The following is a 16,558-nucleotide window of genomic DNA, read 5'->3' as shown; positions in this document are numbered from 1 at the left end:
AGGGCGCGGAGGTCGCGTTCGTCGGCCGCCGCGGCTCCGACATCGCGGGCCGCAACCGCGACATGGAGCTGATGGGCTCCGGCGTCGACGCCCGCCTGGTGATGGACTCCGAGCGGCCGACCGGCACCTGCGTGGTCCTGGTCACGCACAAGGGCGACCGCACGATGCTGTCGGACCCCGGCGCCAACAGCGCGCTGCTCCCCGAGGACATCGAGCGCTGCAAGGACCTGTTCACGCAGGGCGTGCACTTCCACCTGTCCGGCTACTCGCTGATCAACGAGGGCTCCCGCAAGGCCGCGATCCACGCGCTCGACCTCGCCCGCCAGGCGCAGATGTCGGTGTCGGTGGACGGCGCGTCCTCCTCGCCGCTCAAGCGGATGGGCGCCGAGCCGTTCCTGGAGTGGACGCAGGGCGCCCGCCTGCTGGTCGTCAACGCCGCCGAGGCCGAGGTCCTCACCGGGCGCGACAACCCCGAGGCCGCGGCCAAGGTGCTGACCGCCTGGTACCCGCAGGTCGTGATCAAGACCGGCGCGGACGGCTCGCTCTGGTACACCAACGGCCGCCCCGACGCCGTCGTGGTCGCCGCCGACCCGGTCGAGAAGATCGTGGACGGCACCGGCGCGGGCGACGCCTTCATCGCCGGCTTCCTTCCGCCGTGGCTGGACGGCAAGCCCCCGGCGGAGGCCCTGGCGTCCGGCAACCGCCTCGCCGCCCAGGCCCTCCAGCACCTCGGCGCCCGTCCCTCCCTGGACGTCCTGGACAACCCCATCCACTGACCCGCGTACCGGTCGCCGCCCGACGGGACCGGAACCGCTCAGCGGCGGCCTCCACAGTGAGGCCGACGTGGCCTGCGTCCAGTCGGCATTGACGTGTGGAGCCGCCGCGCCGCGCGTAGGGTGCTCGGATGATCGAAGTGCCCCAGGCGTTCGCGGACGCGACGGCCGCCCGGGAGGGTGAACCCGGCGCACGCTGGCTCGCCGAGCTGCCCTTGATCGTGGACGACTTGCTCGCCCGCTGGGACTGCGTCCCGGACGGCGCGGTCATGCACGGGGGCGTGGGGGTCATCGTCCCGGTTCGGGCGCCGGTTGGGCCCTGCGTCCTCAAGGTGTCGTTCACCCACCCCGGGAACGTGCACGAGCCGGACGCGTTCGCGGCATGGGCGGGCCGTGGTGCGGTGCTGCTGTACGAACGCGACGACGCGCGGTTTGCGATGCTTCTGGAACGGGCCGGCCCGTCCACTCTCAACGATCTCGGGGACGGCGATGAGATCATCCAGGTGGCCGGGCTGATCGGCAGGCGCCTCGCCGTCCCCGCCCCAGCGCACGTTCCCCGACTGCGGGACCAGGCCCCGGCCTGGGCCGACGCGCTGCGCAAGGACGCCGAGCAGCTGCCGCACGGCATGCCCCGCCATGTCGTGGACGCCGCGATCGAGACCGCTGACGGCCTGGGCGGCACACAGCCGGACACCCTCGTCCACGGGGATCTGCATCCGGGGAACATCCTGCGCGGCGAGCGAGAGCCCTGGCTGGCCATCGACCCCAAGGGCTACGCGGGTGACCCGGCCTATGACGTCGGCGCGCTCCTGAAAGCGCGCGCCCTGTCTCTCCTCCAGGCCGACGATCACGCCAGGGCCTTCCACCGGGCGATCGACATCTTCGCCGAGGCAGCCGAACTCGACCGCCACCGCGTCCACCGCTGGGCTCAGCTCCACGCCGTGAAGGCGGCGTTCTGGGCCCGCCGCCACGGCTTCCACGTCGCCCGCGGCGGCCCCGCCCGGGACGCCATCACCCAGACCGCCGACCACCTCGCCGAACTGCTCACCCCTGCCCCTGGACGCTGACCTCTGCGGACGGCCGGAAACGCGGTCAGGCGGTCACCCCCGGGCCGGCAGTCATCTCCGGACAGGCGGTCACCCCCGGACAGGCGGTCACCCCCGGACAGGCGGTCACCCCCGGACAGGCGGTCACCCCCGGACAGGTGGTCGCGGGGGTCAGGTGGTGAGGGGGAGCTGGTCGATCAGTTCGGGGAGCTTGCGCATGTCGTCGAAGACGACCGTGCCGGGGCCTTCCAGCCACTCGGCGGGGGTGAGGCCGCCCGCGTAGCCGAAGGACCGCATGCCGGCCGCGCGCGCCGCCTGGATGCCGAAACGGCTGTCCTCGACCACCACGCACGCCTCCGGGCGCACGCCCATCTGCTCGGCGGCGAACAGGAACAGGTCGGGTTCGGGCTTGCCGCGCGCGACCTGCGTCGCGCTGAAGATCCGTCCCTCGAAACGGGCGTGCAGGCCGGTGCGGCCGAGCGTGTGCCGCATCTTGTCGTGGCTGCCGCTGGAGGCCACGCAGAAGGGCAGGCCGATCCCGTCCAGGGCCTCCTCGATGCCCTCGACGGCGAGGAGCTCGGTGTCCACCGCCTCCGCGTGCAGCCGCTTGAACCGGCGCTCCGCCTCGATCGTCAGCTCCGGACCGAGCCGCGCCTCGATCATCTCGTTGATGGAGGCGGTCGAGCGGCCCACGAACCGCTCCATCACGTCCTGATGGCTCACGGCCCAGCCCAGTTCGGTCAGCACCGCCGAGTGCACCCGCACCGCGATCGGCTCGCTGTCCACCAGCACGCCGTCGCAGTCGAAAATCACCAGCTCAACATCATTAGCCACAGCGGCAAGCTACAGCCACCGGCCATCCCCCGGTTTCTCCGGCTCCCCCCTTCCGCCTGGACTCTGATGGGTCGGTCCTGCCCTTCCGCCGTCTCGGCTCGCACCCCGGGGCGTCGGGACAGCCGGGTCAGGACGGGACGGCGAGGGCCAGCGGAAGGACGGCCGGGGCACCGGCTCGGCGGAGGAGGCGGGTGGCGACGGTCATGGTCCAGCCGGTGTCGATGCGGTCGTCCACCAGGAGGATCGGCCCCTCGACCTCGGCCACGGCGGCGGCCAGCTCGTCGGAGAGGGTGAGGGCCGCCCAGACGGAGCGGAGGCGTTGGGCGCTGTTGTGGCGTCTGGGACCGGGGTCACCGACCGGGGTGAGTTCGCCGAGGTAGGGCAGGCGGCCGATCTCGGAGACGCGGGTGGCCAAGGTGGTGACCAGGCGGGGGCGGCTGCGGGAGCCGACCGAGACCACCGCGGCGGGACGAGTGTCCCAGTCCCAGGCGGTGAGCACCTTCACCACGGCGTCGACCATGTCGGGCGGGACGTCGGTGTCGGAGGCCTGTTCGGCGAACAGGGCGCGCAGGCGGTTGCCCCAGCCGATGTCGGTGAGGCGGCCGAGGACACGGCCCTCCTCGGCCTGGTCGGTGGCGGGGATGCGGCCGGAGACGCCGAGGTCGTCCTTGACGCCGGTGGGCCACATGCGGCGGGGCTGGACGTCCACGCCCGGACGGTGCAGGCGGTCGCGGGCCCCGGCGGCTCCTGCGGCGGAGACCTCGGCGGGACGGTGGACGCCGGTGCAGTTGTCGCAGCGCCCGCAGGGGGCGGCGGCCGGGTCGTCGAGCTGGCGGCGCAGGAACTCCTCGCGGCAGCCGGTGGTGGCGATGTACTCGAGCATCGCGCGCTGTTCACGCTCGCGCTCGGCGGCGACGCGCTGGTAGCGGGCCCGGTCGTAGACCCAGGGCAGGCCGGTGGCCTCCCAGCCGCCCTTGACGCGATGGACGGCGCCGTCCACGTCCAGGACCTTGAGCATCATCTCCAGGCGGGACCGGCCGAGGTCGACCATCGGCTCCAGCGCGGAGGTGGACAGCGGGCGGCCCGCCGCGGCCAGCACGTCCAGGGTGGTGCGGACGACCGGTTCGGGCGGGAAGGCGAGGCCGGCGAAGTAGGCCCAGATGTCGCGGTCCTCCCGGCCGGGGAGGAGGATCACCTCGGCGCGGTCGACGCCGCGGCCCGCGCGGCCGATCTGCTGGTAGTAGGCGACGGGCGACTGGGGCGCGCCGACGTGCACGATGAAGCCGAGGTCGGGCTTGTCGAAGCCCATGCCGAGGGCGCTGGTGGCGATCAGGGCCTTGAGCTTGTTGTCGAGCAGGTCGCGTTCGGCCTGGAGGCGCTCTTCGGGGTCGGTCTGCCCGGAGTAGGCGGCGACGGCGAACCCGCGGTCGCGCAGGTACCCGGCGATCTCGTGGGCGGCGGCGACGGTGAGGGTGTAGACGATGCCGGAGCCCGGGAGCGCGTCGAGCTGCTCGCCGAGCCAGGCCACCCGCTGGTCGGCCGAGGGCAGCTCGACCACCGAGAGGTGAAGCGAGTCGCGCTGCAGCGGGCCGCGGAGGACCAGGGCGCCCTCGGAGGCCAGGGCCGAGACCGCCGCCTCCGCCCCCGTCGGGGCGGTGTCGGTGGGGGGCGGGGTGGGGTGGCGGACGCCGGCCAGTTGCTCGGCGACGTCCTGGGTGACGCGGGCGTTGGCGGTGGCGGTGGTGGCGAGGACGGGGATGCCGGGCGGGAGGTCGGCGAGCAGGGTGCGCAGGCGGCGGTAGTCGGGGCGGAAGTCGTGACCCCAGTCGGAGATGCAGTGCGCCTCGTCGACCACGACCAGCCCGGCCCCGGCGGCGAGCTTGGGCAGGACCTGGTCGCGGAAGTCGGGGTTGTTGAGGCGTTCGGGGCTGACCAGCAGGACGTCCACCTCGCCGGCCTCCACCTCGGCGAACACCGCGTCCCAGGCGTCGGTGTTGGCGGAGTTGACGGTGCGGGCGCGGATGCCGGCGCGCTCGGCGGCCTCGATCTGGTTGCGCATCAGCGCGAGCAGCGGCGAGACGATCACGGTGGGGCCGGCGCCGCGGTCGCGCAGCAGCCGGGTGGCGACGAAGTAGACCGCGGACTTGCCCCAGCCGGTGCGCTGGACGACCAGGGCGCGGCGGCGTTCGACGACCAGGGCGCGGATGGCGGTCCACTGGTCGTCGCGGAGCCGGGCGGCCGGCCCGGCCAGGCCGCGCAGGCAGCGCTCCGCGTCGTCGCGGAGGGCGTCGGTGGTCGTCGCGTCAGTCATGCCTCCTTGGTACCAGCCGTCACCGACGACCCCGTACCAGAACCGCGTTCTGTGGATAACCGGGCCGCGGGGTTCCGGGGACGCCGACGCGTGATCAGATGATCGCGACTTCCAGGGTGCGCGGTCCGTGGACGCCCTCGACCCGGTCGAGCTCGATGTCGCTGGTGGCGGAGGGCCCGCTGATCCAGGTGAGCGGACGCCCGGGGTCCAGGCGTTCCAGGGCCTCGGGCACGGTCCGGACGATCTGGTCGCGTCGCACCACGCACAGGTGGTGGTCGGGGACGAGGGTCAGCGCCCGGCGCCCCTGGGCCTCGCCTCCGTCCAGCACGATCGTCCCGGTCTCGGCGATGGCGACGGCGCAGCCGGTGAGGACGCCGTCCAGGCGATCTAGTTCGGCGGCCGAGAGCGGCGGGTCGTCGGGGACGGCGTCCACGCCCGACAACCACTCTGCGGGCACGCCGGACGGCACCATGAGCCGTCCTCGTGCGCGCGCGAGTTCGGCCACCCGCGCATCGAGGTGGACGACGGCGCGGTAGTCCTTGAGCCGGTCCCACAGCAGTTCGACCAGGTCGGGGCCACGCCGGGTCCGGTCGTAGTCGCGGGGAACGGGCACGGCGTCCGGGGTCTCGGCGAAGGGGACGTCCGCCAGCGCCGAACGCACGCGCGCGAGGATCGTCTCTCGCGAACTCACTTGGTCTCCTCCCGAGAGGCCCACCAGTCGCGGAACGACTGGGCTGGGGGTGCCGGAACGTCCCTGGTGTCCGTCCAGGCCGCCAGAGGGCCGGGGAGACGGCGCGGGGTGAGCCTCCGGAAGCGGCCGGCGGTGCGTTGGCTCGCGGCCAGCAGCCCCGGCGACGACAGGACCCGCCGTGCCGCGCGCATGGCCAGCCTCTCGGCCTTGTGCGCGCCCGAAGCCCCGACCTTCGCGCGCAGGTGCAGCAGCACCTCCGGGATGTTGATGGCCACCGGACAGACGTCGTAGCAGGCCCCGCAGAGCGTGGACGCATAGGGAAGGGACGCGTCCAGCTCGGAACCGAGGCCCCGCAGTTGCGGGGTCAGGATCGCGCCGATCGGGCCGGGATACACCGAGCCATAGGCGTGGCCTCCTGCGCGCTCGTACACGGGGCACACGTTCAGGCAGGCCGAGCAGCGGATGCAGCGAAGCGCCTGGCGTCCGATTCCGTCCGCCAGGACCTTCGTGCGGCCGTTGTCCAGGAGCACCAGGTGGAAGTCCTGGCCTTCGGCGGCCCCGGTCCACATGGACGTGTACGGGTTCATGCGCTCGCCCGTGGAGGAGCGCGGCAGCAGCTGCATGAAGACTTCGAGGTCCCGCCACGTGGGGACGATCTTCTCGATGCCGACGACCGAGATCAGCGTCTCCGGCAGGGTCAGGCACATCCGGCCGTTGCCCTCGGACTCCAGGACCACGAGCGTGCCGGTCTCGGCGACCGCGAAGTTGGCCCCGGAGACACCGACCTTAGCCGTGAGGAACCGCTCCCGCAGGTGCACGCGGGCGGCCTCGGCCAACGCGCGCGGGTCGTCGGTGAGGTCGTCGGGCGCCGGGCGGCCCCAGGCCCCCATCGTCCGGCGGAAGATCTCCCGGATCTCCGCCCGGTTGCGGTGGATGGCCGGGACGAGGATGTGCGAGGGCGTGTCGTCCCCCAGCTGGACGATCAGCTCGGCCAGGTCGGTCTCGTAGGCGGTGATCCCGGCCTCGGCCAGAGCCCCGTTGAGGTCGATCTCCTGGGTGGCCATGGACTTGACCTTGACGACCTCGGTCTCCCCCGTGGCGCGCACGAGGTCGACGACGATGCGGTTCGCCTCCGCCGCGTCGGCGGCCCAGTGGACATGGCCGCCCGCCCGTTCGACGGCCTCTTCGAGCTGCTCCAGGTAGACGTCCAGGTGGCGCAGGACCCGAGTCTTCAGCGCCGCCCCGGCGGCGCGCAGGGCGGCCCAGTCGGGCTGTTCCGCCACGACGGCCGCGCGTTTGTCTCGGATCGTGTGGGTGGCCTTGCGCAGGTTGTGCCGCAACTGGGCGTCGCCCACGGCTCGGGACGCCGCCTCGGGAAACGGCGGCATCCCGATGAAGGTCGAGCTCATGCCGGGGCCTCCTCTGTTGAGGCGAGGATCTGCGCCAGGTGCATCACTCGTACGCCCGCGCGTTCTCGGCGCATCGTCCCGCCGATGTGCATCAGGCAGGAGTTGTCGGTGGCGCACAGGACCTCGGCGCCGGTGTCCAGCACGTTGCGGACCTTGTCGGTGCACATGGCGGCGGACACAGCGGGGTTCTTCAAGGAAAACGTCCCGCCGAAACCGCAGCATTCGTCGGCCGCGCCCAAGGGAAGCAGCGTCAGGCCGCGCACGGAGGAGAGCAGGGCATGGGGCCGGTCTCCCACGCGCAGGGAGCGCAGCGAATGGCAGGTGGGGTGGTAGGTGACCGTGTGCGGGAAATACGCTCCGACGTCCTCGACCTTCAGCACGTCCACGAGGAACTCCGACAGCTCGTACACGCCGGACGGCGCGTCCACCCCGAGCTTCGGGTACCACTCGCGCACCATCGCCGCGCACGAGCCGGACGGCATGACCACCGCGTCGTAGCCGGAGAACACCTCCCCCACCCGCAGCGCCAGGGGCATGGCGTCCTCGCGGTAGCCGGTGTTGAAGTGCATCTGGCCGCAGCACGTCTGGGCCTCGGGGAACTCCACCCGGCAGCCGAGCCGCTCCAGCAGCCGCACGGTCGCCCGCCCCGTCCCCGGGAACAGGGTGTCGTTGACGCAGGTCACGAACAGCGCGACGCGCACGCTCGGATCACCTCCGATGCCGTGGGCGCTCCGGCCCGCCCCTCCGGCGTCCCGGTGCGATCTTCGTCACCAGAGTAGCGAGCGCCTGATCAGCGGCCCTTCCGGAGGGGCCCGCCAGGACGCGGACGGTATAGCACCAATGCGGCATGGGTAACCTGCGGGGAAGATTGTGGTCGCTGGGGCGGGAGGGTTTTTGTCGGGCATGGGGCGGACCGTGGAGCGCTTGCGCCAGAGCTGGGTGGTCCTGATGGACGGCAACCCGCCCGAACCCCCCGAGGACGAACCCGGCGAGAGTTTCGACCCCCGGGCCATCGAGCTGACGCTGCGGGTGGGCGAACTGCTCCTGGCCAGCGGCGAGTCCACCGAGCGGGTGAACGAGGCGATGCTGAGCCTCGCGCTCGCCTTCGAGGTGCCGCGCGCCGAGGTCCAGGTCACGTTCACCAGCATCCTCGTGTCGGCGCACCCCGGCAGCGGCGCGCCCCCGGTGACCGGTGCGCGCGCCATCCGCCGCCGCACCCCGGCCTACTGGCGGCTGACCGCCCTGCACAAGCTCGTCCAGGAGGCGTCCATCGGGATGTTGGACCTGGACGAGGCCCGCGCCCGGCTCAACGAGATCAAGCGCGGCCGCGCGCCCTACCCGGCGTGGCTGATGGTGGTGTGCCTCGGGCTGATCGCGGCGGCCGCGTCGATCCTGGTCGGCGGCGGGCCGCTGGTCGCCGCGACCGCGTTCGTGGCGACCCTGTTCGGCGACCGCACCGCCGCCGCGCTCGCCCGCCGCGGTGTCGCCGAGTTCTTCCAGCTCACCGTGGCCGCCGCGATCGCCGCGACCGCCGCCGCGCTGGTCGTCGCCGCGGGCCACCAGGCGCACGCGTCCACGATCGTGACCGGCGCGATCCTGGCGCTGCTGCCGGGACGCCCGCTGGTCGCGTCCGTCCAGGACGGGATCACCGGCGACCTGGTCAGCGCGGGCGCGCGGCTGCTGGAGGTGTTCTTCATCATCGCCGCGATCGTCGCCGGGCTCGGCGTCGTGGTGTACGTCGCGGTCCGGCTGAACGTGGACATCAACGTCGGGCACATGCCGGTGTCGCCGGCGCTGCTGCGGCCCGTCCCGATCATCGCGGCGGCGATCGTCGCGCTCACATTCGCGGTCTGCCTGGCCGTCCCGCGCGACGTGCTGGTCCCCGCCGCGATCGGCGGCGGCCTGATCTGGGTGCTGTACGTGGTCCTGCTGAACTGGAAGGTCACGCCGGTGCTCGCGTCGGCGGTCTCGGCGATCCTCGTGGGCGTGCTCGGGAGCATGCTCGCGCGGCGACGGCACGCGCCCTCGCTGCCCTACATCGTCCCGGCGATCTCTCCGCTGCTGCCTGGAACGCTCCTATACCGGGGCATGGTCGAGCTGAACACGGGATCGGCGCAGCAGGGCGCGCAGACCCTGGTCGCCGCGCTGTCGGTGGCGCTCGCACTCGGCGCGGGCGTCAACCTCGGCAGCGAACTCGTGCGGGCCTTCCAGAGCGTCGGCCTCAGCGCGTCCGGCCGCTGGGCACGCCCGGCCGCGCGCCGCACCCGCGGTTTCTGACCGCCCGTCCGCGCGCCCCGACCAGGCGGCAAATGCATTGTTATGCCTGGTCAGACGGCTGATCGGATAGTCCTCCAGGAATTGTCGGAGGGCCGGTCTAGCGTTCGTGGCATGTACCGACAGGGAGACATCCTCATCGTCCCGGTGGCCGAGGACGCGGTGCCCCAGGCCATCCGCGACCTGCCGCCCGTCGCGCGCGACGGCCGGGGCCGCATGGTGCTCGCGCTCGGCGAGGCCACCGGCCACGCGCACGCGCTGACCTGCGAGGGGACGCTGCGGCGCGACCCGGATCCGTTCGCGCCCGACTACCTGCACCTGCCCGCCGCGGACGCCTCGGGCATGAGGAGCACGCGGCGATCTCGCTGCCCAAGGGCTGGTACCGCGTGGTCCGGCAACGCGAGTACGTGCCGGGCGCCGTCCGCGTCGTCGCCGACTGAGCCTTCCGCCCCCGCGCGCCCCTCCCACCCCGACGACCCCCCACCTTTTGGAGAACCGTGAACGAGTTGGACCACGCGAACCTGATGCTGTCCTGGGAGGCGACGGCGTTCGCCACCGGACCGGGCGACCGGGCGCGGGCCGAGGCGGGCGTCACCGCCGCCTACACCGCCGCGGGGCTGGACGCGCCGGAACGGTTCCTCTGGGTGGACTCGCCCGCCCAGGGCGCGCTCGCCGCCGCCGTCCTCGCCGGCAAGGCCGACGTGCTGACCGCCGCCGGGCTGGACGTGCCGGACGTGCCGTCCGACGCGGGCGCGAGCGTGCGCGAGACCGTCCGGACACGCCCGTGGGAGGCCGCGCGCTCCGCCGCGTACCAAAAGCTCGGGGCCCAGGGGTGGGCGCGCTCCTGGTCGCTGACGGCCGCGCCGATGTGGGACAAGGTCCAGCAGTTGGTCATCCGCATCCGGCAGGCGATCGGCGACCTCGCGGGCGAGGAGGGCTCGGCCGCCGAGTCGGTGCTGCGCGCGGCCACCCTCGACGCCGTCCTCGGCCAGCACGACGCGGCGTGGCTGGCCCAGTTCGACGCGCTCGGCACGCCGCCGCCCGGGCTCGCCGAGGTGGCGCGGAACGCGGGCTGGTGGTGGCCCTACGAACGCCTCGTGATCATTTCCGTGCGGCCGTCGGAACTGCACCGCGACGAGCCGGGCCGGCTGCACCGGGGCGACGGCCCCGCGCTGGCCTTCCCCGACGGCCTCGCGCTGCACGCGTGGCGCGGCATGCCGATCCCGCCCGGCTTCGTCGCCTCGCTCACCGACCTGACCGTCGAGCGCATCGGCCGGGAGGACAACGCCGAGCTGCGCCGGGTCATGCTGGAGATCTTCGGTTACGACCGCTACCTCGCCGAGACCGGGGCCGAGCCGCTGCACCGGGACGAGACGGGCGTGCTGTGGCGCATCGACCTGCTGGACGACGAACCGGTCGTGATGGTCGAGGTGGTCAACTCGACGCCCGAGCCGGACGGCACCTACCGCCGCTACCACCTGCGCGTCCCGCCGTCCACCCGCACCGCCCGCGAGGGCGTGGCCTGGACGTTCGGCGTCGACGCCGCCGACTACAACCCGCTCAAGCAGACCTGACCCGACCCGCGGGCGACAGCCGGAGGCGGCGCAGAGCCAAGGCCGGTGGTCCGCGTGCGGTGTCACCGGATGCGGTGGACGGTACGCGGGGAACCGTCGGATGTGCGGACGCGGGGCGGACGGGGGTCAGCTCCAGGTCTTGCGGCAGATGTCGTCGCTGGCCCGGATCTCGTCGGTCTGCGGCGTCCGCGTCGCTCCCGTGCCCGGACGCGTCCTGCGCTGCTTCGTCGGGCGTTCCTGGGGCCGGAGCGTCGCCATGGGGTCGCGGTCCTCGCGGATGGCGGCGAGGAAGGGCGCCGCGGCGGGGGTCATCGCGACGCGGTTCCTGTTCTGGGACCAGGGGGCCGAGGGCAGGGTGGTGAACTTCAGGGAGCCCGCGGACATGCCGCGCATGCTCTGCGCGAGCCGCAGCATCTCCGACAGGCTCAGCGCCCGGTCGGTCGTCATCGACCGGGCGCCCGAGGTCAGGAGCTTGTTCAGCCGCGACGGGTTCGCCAGCACTCCCCCGCTCATGGCCTGGTGCGCGAACGACGCCATGAACTGCTGCTGCCGCTTCATCCGCTGGGTGTCGGTGCCGTCGCCGAGCGAGTAGCGGGCGCGGACGAAGCCGAGCGCCGTCTCGCCCTTCACGACACTCCGGCCCTCCGGCAGGTCCAGCCCGGCCCGGCGGTCGTGGACGGGCTTCGGCAGGCAGATCGGGACGCCGCCGACCGCCTCGGTCAGCCCCTTGAAGCCGGTGAAGTTGACCTCCACGAAGTGGTCGATGTGGATGCGGGTGATCTTCTCCACCGTCTTGATCGTGCAGGTGGGGCCGCCGCGGCCGAACGCCGAGTTGAACATGGCGAGGGTGAGCGGCGGCGTGGGCGGGCCGTCCTTGCGCGGGCAGGACGGGATCGGCACCATCAGGTCGCGCGGGATGCTGACGCCGTACGCGCGTCCGCCGCCCACGGCGAGGTGCACGAGGATCACGCTGTCGGCCTTCGGCGGTTCGTTCCGGTGGCCGGCGCCGTACCTGGCGTTCGAGCCCTCGCGGGAGTCCGAGCCCATCAGCAGCACGTTGACCGACTTGTTCAGCTTCTTCGGCCGGTCCTTGCCGAGCGCCACGTCGGGGTCCTCGTGGTGGACGCTCGACTGGAGCTTGTAGTAGTAGCCGTAGGCGCCGAGACTCCCGGACACCGCGAGGGTCGCGCCGGCGACGGAGACCACGGCGAGCGTGCGCCAGAGGGTCATGGGGCCTCCCAGAAGACGATCTTTCCGGGAGTGTCTTGCCACTGGCGCCCGAACGGGTTCACGCCGGATCCGACCGCCCCCGTCCGCTCCCCGCCGGGTCGGACGGACGCGAGGTCAGGCCAGGTTCGGGATGCGTTCCAGGATCCCTCCGGCGAAGACGTCGTAGAGGCCGAGCGGCTCCAGGTGGACGTAGCCGATGTGGCAGTCGCAGATGTCCAGGGGGCAGGGCCGGGGACGCAGGTTCGCGCGGAACGTCCCGTCGTAGAGGTTGCCGAGGACGTCCGGGACGAAGTGGCAGCGCCGGACGGTCCCGTCGCCGTCCACCGACACGACGTCGTCACCGGTGCGGCAGGCGCGGCCGAGGCTCGGGTGCGGGTCGCGGCTGTGGCCGAACAGCGGGTCGATCGCCGTCCAGTCGGCGGCCTCGGCGTCGGTGTAGGAGCGCCCTTCCGCGGCGTTCACCCACAGGTAGACGTGGCTCGGCAGGTCGGCGCGCAGGCGGCGGGCGTCGGCGAGGTGCTCGGGCTGCCCGACGACGCCGACCGAGTAGCGGATACCGCGTTCGGCCAGGTCACGGGCCTTGCCGAGGAACCGCTCGTACGGGACCTGGCCGGGATGGAAGGTCGCCCAGAGCGCCAGCCGGGACGGGTCGGCGTCGGACGTCCAGGCCGTCCGGTGGCTGAGGTTCGTCTGGATCGCGACGCGCCGGACGTGCGGGAGGTGGCTGAGCTCGACCAGCGCCCGCCGGTACCAGGACCGGACGAGGCCCTCGCCCCACGGCGTGAACAGGACGGACACCGGGTGGTCCGCCGCCGCGACCCAGGCGGTGAAGCGTTCGAGGGCGGCACGGTCGGCGCGCAACTGCTCGCCGCTGTCGCGCCGCTTGGCGAACGGGCAGTAGGGGCAGTCGTAGTCGCAGCTCGCCAGCGGTCCTCGGTAGAGGATCGTCAGGTGGCGGTCGCCCGGCGCCGGAGAAGGGCCGGTGGGGTCGGGGAGGAAGACGGCGGCCATCAGCGGGCCTCGTAGGCGTCCATGAGCGAACGCACCTCGGCGGAGAAGAGGGCGGGTCCGATGGCGTCGGAGTAGGCGAGGCCCTCGGGCGTCAGGCGAAGCATGTCCGGGCGGACGTCCAGCCAGCCCTGGTCGGCGAAGCCCTTGAGGTCGCGGGTGAAGTCGTCCATCGCGTCGGTTCCGAAGCGGGCGCGGTAGGCGGCGCGGTCGAGGCCGGACGCCTGGAGCAGCGATTGGACGAGGTGCCGGCGGCGGCGTTCGGCGTCGTCCAGGCGGAAGCCGACGCGGGCCGTCCCGAAGGAGTCGGCACGGACGTAGTCGTCGATGATCGCGCGGACCTCGGTCGCGCCGACCGCGTACTCGAACGAGTAGTGCAGGTCGGAGGTGTAGGAGCGGGCTCCGCAGCCGAGGCCGACCATGCCGTCGGTCTGGCAGCAGTACTCGGTGCCCCCGGCGGACGTCTCCGGCAGGCGGAACATGCGCATGGAGACCTGCTCGTACCCGGCGGCGAGCAGGTGGTCGCGGCCCTGCCGGTAGAGCGCGAGGCGGTGGTCGTCCCAGTCGCGGCCGAGCCGGAACAACCCGGTCAGCGGGCGCTTGTACAGCGGGTAGAGGTAGATCTCCTCGGGCTTCCAGCGCAGCGCCGTGTCGAGCGAGTAGCGCCAGCTCTCGGCCGTCTGGCCCGCGATCCCGTAGATCAGGTCGAGGTTGAGGACGGGGATCGCGGCGTCCCGGATCGCGTCGAGCGCGGCGTCCACCTCGGCGCGCTTCTGCGGCCGGACGGCGGCGCGCGCCTCGGCGTCGACGAAGCTCTGCACGCCGATCGAGACCCGGGTCGTCCCGCGGTCGCGCAGGACGCGCAGCCGGTCGGGGGTCGCGGTCGCCGGGGACGTCTCGACGCCCAGCGGCGCCGAGCCGAGCGGGGCGAAGCGGGCCGCGATGTCGCAGAGCCGGTCGAGTTCGGCGGCGGTCAGGTAGGTCGGGGTGCCGCCGCCGAACGCGGCCGTCGCGAAGGACGCGTCGCCCAGCGCGTCCGCCGCCGCGTCCGCCTGGCGTTCGAGCGCCGACAGGTAGGCGTCCGTCAGCTCCCCGGACGCGCCGGTCCGCGTGAACAGGTTGCAGAAGCCGCAGCGCATCTCGCAGAACGGGATGTGCAGGTAGAGGAAGAGCGCGCGCCTGTCCTCGTGCTCCCACACCGACCGCAGTGAGGGCTCGGGGTCGAGCGGCCGGTAGGCGGTCTTGTGGGGGTAGGCGTACACGTAACCCTGGTAGGGGCTGGTCATGAATGAACGAACTCTCCGTAGGGGACGGTCCAGACGACCTCGTGGCCGATGCGGTGCCCGACGTGGCCGTCCTCGCCGTAGGCGGTGCCGTGGTCGGAGCAGAGGATCACGAGGGACGGGCGGCGGAGCGCGCCGAGCAGCCGGGGCAGGCGGGCGTCCACGTACCGCAGCGCGGCGGCGTGGCTGGCCCGGGTGTCGCCGGACTCGCGGGTCGCGCCGTCCAGGTAGAACCAGTTGGGCTGGTGCAGGGCGGACACGTTGAGCAGCAGGAACAGCCGTTGCTCCGGGTCGAGCGCGGCGATCGACTCCTCGACGCGGGCGATCTGGTGGTCGAGGCTGGACGGGTCGGTGACGCCGAACGACGGCTCCCAGTGGCTCTCGGCGAACAGCGACGGCAGCGCCGAGCCGAGGGCCGTGCTCTTGCTGAAGAAGCCGACGCCGCCGACGCAGACCGTGTGGTAGCCGGCCCGCGCGAGGCCGGTCGGGAGGTCGGCGGCGTCGAACGTCCAGGTGCCGGGGGCGGTGGTCTCGCTGCCGGGGAACGCGGCGGCGAACAGCCGCGGATGCGGGCCGGGCCCCGCGGGCGTCGGCAGGAACCCGGCGAGCATCGCGGTGTGCGCGGCGTAGGTGAAGCTGCCGGGCGTGTGCCGCCGCTCCCAGCGCCCGCCGGGCAGGACGGCGGCGAGGTTCGGCGTCGCTCCCGCGGCGAGCAGCTCCTCGGCGACGTCGAAGCGGAGGGTGTCGAGGGTCACCAGCACCACGTCGTGGGTGCCGACGACCTGGTTCATGTCGCGCATTCGTATCCCGGCAAGACAGACATAGCGGCTCTGACCTGGGCAGTGTAGGTGTCGACACCGGCGGCCGGTCCGTCCGGGAGGCCCGGGAGGTTCGGCAGCAGGTCGCCGAACGCGTTCACCTCACCGATCGCGAACCGCCGCCAGCCGAGGCCGACGAGCAGGTCGACGCCGACCATGAGGCTGCGCGGGAAGCACGCGGCGGCCCGGGCGCACACGTCCATCGCCTCGCGCCAGCCGTCCTCGCCGAGCGCGGACCGGACGGCGACGAGGTCACCGCGCCGCCCACCCAGGTGCAGGTTCGTCATCGGGACGGTGCTGGTGCGGACGACCGCGTGCGTCGGGACGCCTCCGACCACCACGACCCGCAGGTCGAGGACGCGCCCGTCCAGGCCTGCCTTCGGCATCCAGCGCTCGACGTGCAGCCCGTCCGGGGCGAGGGCGTCCACCAGCGCGGCGACCTCGGCCTCCGTCCGGTAGGTCTGGACGCGCAGCGAGTTGTGGAACCCGTCCGCGCGCCGCACCGCCGACGTCACCGCCTTGATCCGTTCCCCGCTCCCGCCGCGCCCCGACGGCGCCGTTTCGAGGGCGATGACGCCGGAGGCGGACGAGCCGTGCGCCGGCTTGACGAAGACGCGGTGCTCGTTCGCCTCCGCCATCCGGGCGCGCAGCGCCGCGTACCCGTCGATGCCGGTCAGGGCGGGCGGGACGGGCACTCCGGCGGCGGCCAGCCGGGCGTGGCAGAGCCGCTTGTCGAACATGACGGCGATCTCGTCCGGGTCGTTCAGCAGCGGCGCGCCGGCGGCGCGCGCGGCGTCCGCGATCCGGCCGAGCCCGGCGGTGAACCCCGCGTACCAGCGGGCCCCGCCGCCGGTACGCGTAGGGGCGACGGACCCGCGAAGCAGGGCGTCCGCCTCCGGGTCCTCGCCGGGCGAGTCGATCCGAACCGGAACCCCGGCGGGCAGCGTGAACGCCCCGCGCAGCACGTCGGGCCAGCCGACCACGTGCGGCGCGGCGAGCCCGGCGGCCCGGCACGCGTCCGCGAACAACGTGGCCCGCCGGTTCTCCGCGCTGCCGACGACCGTGAAGGACGGGGTCACTCCGAGATGGCGATGAAGAAGAAGTCGCCGTCCGGCTGCTCCTGGTCGTCCAGCACGACCCGGACGCCGTCCAGGGAGGTGCGCAGGCGCTCCATCATGGCGTCGGAGAGGAAGTGGTGCGTCAGGTCGAGCGTCTTCAGGTGGGTGAGCGGCTGCCCGGACAGCAGCGCCTCGGCGCCCGCGTCGGTCAGCACGCCCATGCCGAGGGAGAGCGTCTCGAGCTGGGCG

The 16,558-nt window shown here is 73.2% G+C and carries 14 protein-coding genes and 2 pseudogenes; 5 read left to right on the top strand and 11 right to left on the bottom strand.

The window, feature by feature from the left end:
• Window positions 1-776: carbohydrate kinase family protein (locus AB0J52_RS07725; RefSeq protein ID WP_500180769.1), on the top strand; the 776-nt coding region annotated here is incomplete at its 5' end.
• 128 nt (window positions 777-904) lie between these two features.
• Complete coding sequence (locus AB0J52_RS07720) at window positions 905-1,840, top strand: aminoglycoside phosphotransferase family protein (RefSeq protein ID WP_500180768.1); 936 nt, start codon at window positions 905-907, stop codon at window positions 1,838-1,840.
• A 150-nt stretch (window positions 1,841-1,990) separates the two neighbouring features.
• Here the strand turns inward: AB0J52_RS07720 and AB0J52_RS07715 are convergent, their stop codons facing one another.
• From AB0J52_RS07715 to AB0J52_RS07695, 5 genes are all read right to left on the bottom strand, one after another.
• Window positions 1,991-2,653 (bottom strand): HAD family hydrolase, encoded by a 663-nt coding sequence (locus AB0J52_RS07715; protein ID WP_500180767.1) that lies wholly within the window; start codon window positions 2,651-2,653, stop codon window positions 1,991-1,993.
• Window positions 2,654-2,780: 127 nt separating this feature from the next.
• Window positions 2,781-4,964, bottom strand: a complete 2,184-nt coding sequence (locus AB0J52_RS07710) for a RecQ family ATP-dependent DNA helicase (RefSeq protein WP_500180766.1) — start codon at window positions 4,962-4,964, stop codon at window positions 2,781-2,783.
• Between the two features lie 94 nt (window positions 4,965-5,058).
• Window positions 5,059-5,655 carry a LutC/YkgG family protein gene (locus AB0J52_RS07705; protein ID WP_500180765.1) on the bottom strand — a complete coding sequence of 199 codons (597 nt, stop codon included), beginning with the start codon at window positions 5,653-5,655 and terminating at the stop codon, window positions 5,059-5,061.
• Window positions 5,652-7,064 carry a lactate utilization protein B gene (locus AB0J52_RS07700; protein ID WP_500180764.1) on the bottom strand — a complete coding sequence of 471 codons (1,413 nt, stop codon included), beginning with the start codon at window positions 7,062-7,064 and terminating at the stop codon, window positions 5,652-5,654. Before AB0J52_RS07700 ends, AB0J52_RS07705 begins: the two co-directional genes overlap by 4 nt.
• Window positions 7,061-7,765 carry a (Fe-S)-binding protein gene (locus tag AB0J52_RS07695; RefSeq protein WP_500180763.1) on the bottom strand — a complete coding sequence of 235 codons (705 nt, stop codon included), beginning with the start codon at window positions 7,763-7,765 and terminating at the stop codon, window positions 7,061-7,063. Before AB0J52_RS07695 ends, AB0J52_RS07700 begins: the two co-directional genes overlap by 4 nt.
• A gap of 247 nt (window positions 7,766-8,012) precedes the next feature.
• Here AB0J52_RS07695 and AB0J52_RS07690 point away from each other — a divergent pair, with 247 nt between their 5' ends.
• The 3 genes and pseudogenes from AB0J52_RS07690 to AB0J52_RS07680 all read left to right on the top strand — a co-directional run bounded on the left by AB0J52_RS07690 (window position 8,013) and on the right by AB0J52_RS07680 (window position 10,912).
• Window positions 8,013-9,341: a threonine/serine exporter family protein gene (locus tag AB0J52_RS07690; protein WP_500180770.1), complete on the top strand. Its 1,329-nt coding sequence runs from the start codon at window positions 8,013-8,015 to the stop codon at window positions 9,339-9,341.
• A 42-nt stretch (window positions 9,342-9,383) separates the two neighbouring features.
• Window positions 9,384-9,778 (top strand): annotated as a pseudogene (locus AB0J52_RS07685) (DUF8820 family protein).
• A 57-nt stretch (window positions 9,779-9,835) separates the two neighbouring features.
• On the top strand, window positions 9,836-10,912 hold the full coding sequence (locus AB0J52_RS07680; protein WP_500180762.1) for a DUF6745 domain-containing protein: 1,077 nt from the start codon (window positions 9,836-9,838) through the stop codon (window positions 10,910-10,912).
• Window positions 10,913-11,038: 126 nt separating this feature from the next.
• On the opposite strand, the gene AB0J52_RS07675 is transcribed toward AB0J52_RS07680, so the two are convergent.
• From AB0J52_RS07675 to AB0J52_RS07650, 6 genes and pseudogenes are all read right to left on the bottom strand, one after another.
• Window positions 11,039-12,142: an LCP family protein gene (locus AB0J52_RS07675; protein WP_500180761.1), complete on the bottom strand. Its 1,104-nt coding sequence runs from the start codon at window positions 12,140-12,142 to the stop codon at window positions 11,039-11,041.
• Between the two features lie 114 nt (window positions 12,143-12,256).
• On the bottom strand, window positions 12,257-13,153 hold the full coding sequence (locus AB0J52_RS07670; protein ID WP_500180760.1) for an STM4011 family radical SAM protein: 897 nt from the start codon (window positions 13,151-13,153) through the stop codon (window positions 12,257-12,259).
• Window positions 13,153-14,436 (bottom strand): STM4012 family radical SAM protein, encoded by a 1,284-nt coding sequence (locus tag AB0J52_RS07665; RefSeq protein WP_500180759.1) that lies wholly within the window; start codon window positions 14,434-14,436, stop codon window positions 13,153-13,155. Before AB0J52_RS07665 ends, AB0J52_RS07670 begins: the two co-directional genes overlap by 1 nt.
• On the bottom strand, window positions 14,433-15,233 hold the full coding sequence (locus tag AB0J52_RS07660) for an STM4013/SEN3800 family hydrolase (RefSeq protein WP_500180758.1): 801 nt from the start codon (window positions 15,231-15,233) through the stop codon (window positions 14,433-14,435). Before AB0J52_RS07660 ends, AB0J52_RS07665 begins: the two co-directional genes overlap by 4 nt.
• A complete protein-coding gene (locus tag AB0J52_RS07655) occupies window positions 15,221-16,330 on the bottom strand; it encodes an STM4014 family protein (protein WP_500180757.1) in 1,110 nt (369 codons plus the stop codon). The genes AB0J52_RS07660 and AB0J52_RS07655 overlap by 13 nt, the downstream gene beginning before the upstream one ends.
• Window positions 16,327-16,558: pseudogene (locus tag AB0J52_RS07650) on the bottom strand (STM4015 family protein); the annotation flags it as partial. The gene AB0J52_RS07655 and the pseudogene AB0J52_RS07650, both read right to left, overlap by 4 nt.

It is taken from the genome of Spirillospora sp. NPDC049652, from assembly GCF_040675125.1.
In the GTDB taxonomy this organism is placed as follows: Bacteria; Actinomycetota; Actinomycetes; order Streptosporangiales; family Streptosporangiaceae; genus Spirillospora.
Note: the sequence above shows the minus strand (reverse complement) of the source record. Positions and strands in the feature narration are given on the sequence as shown.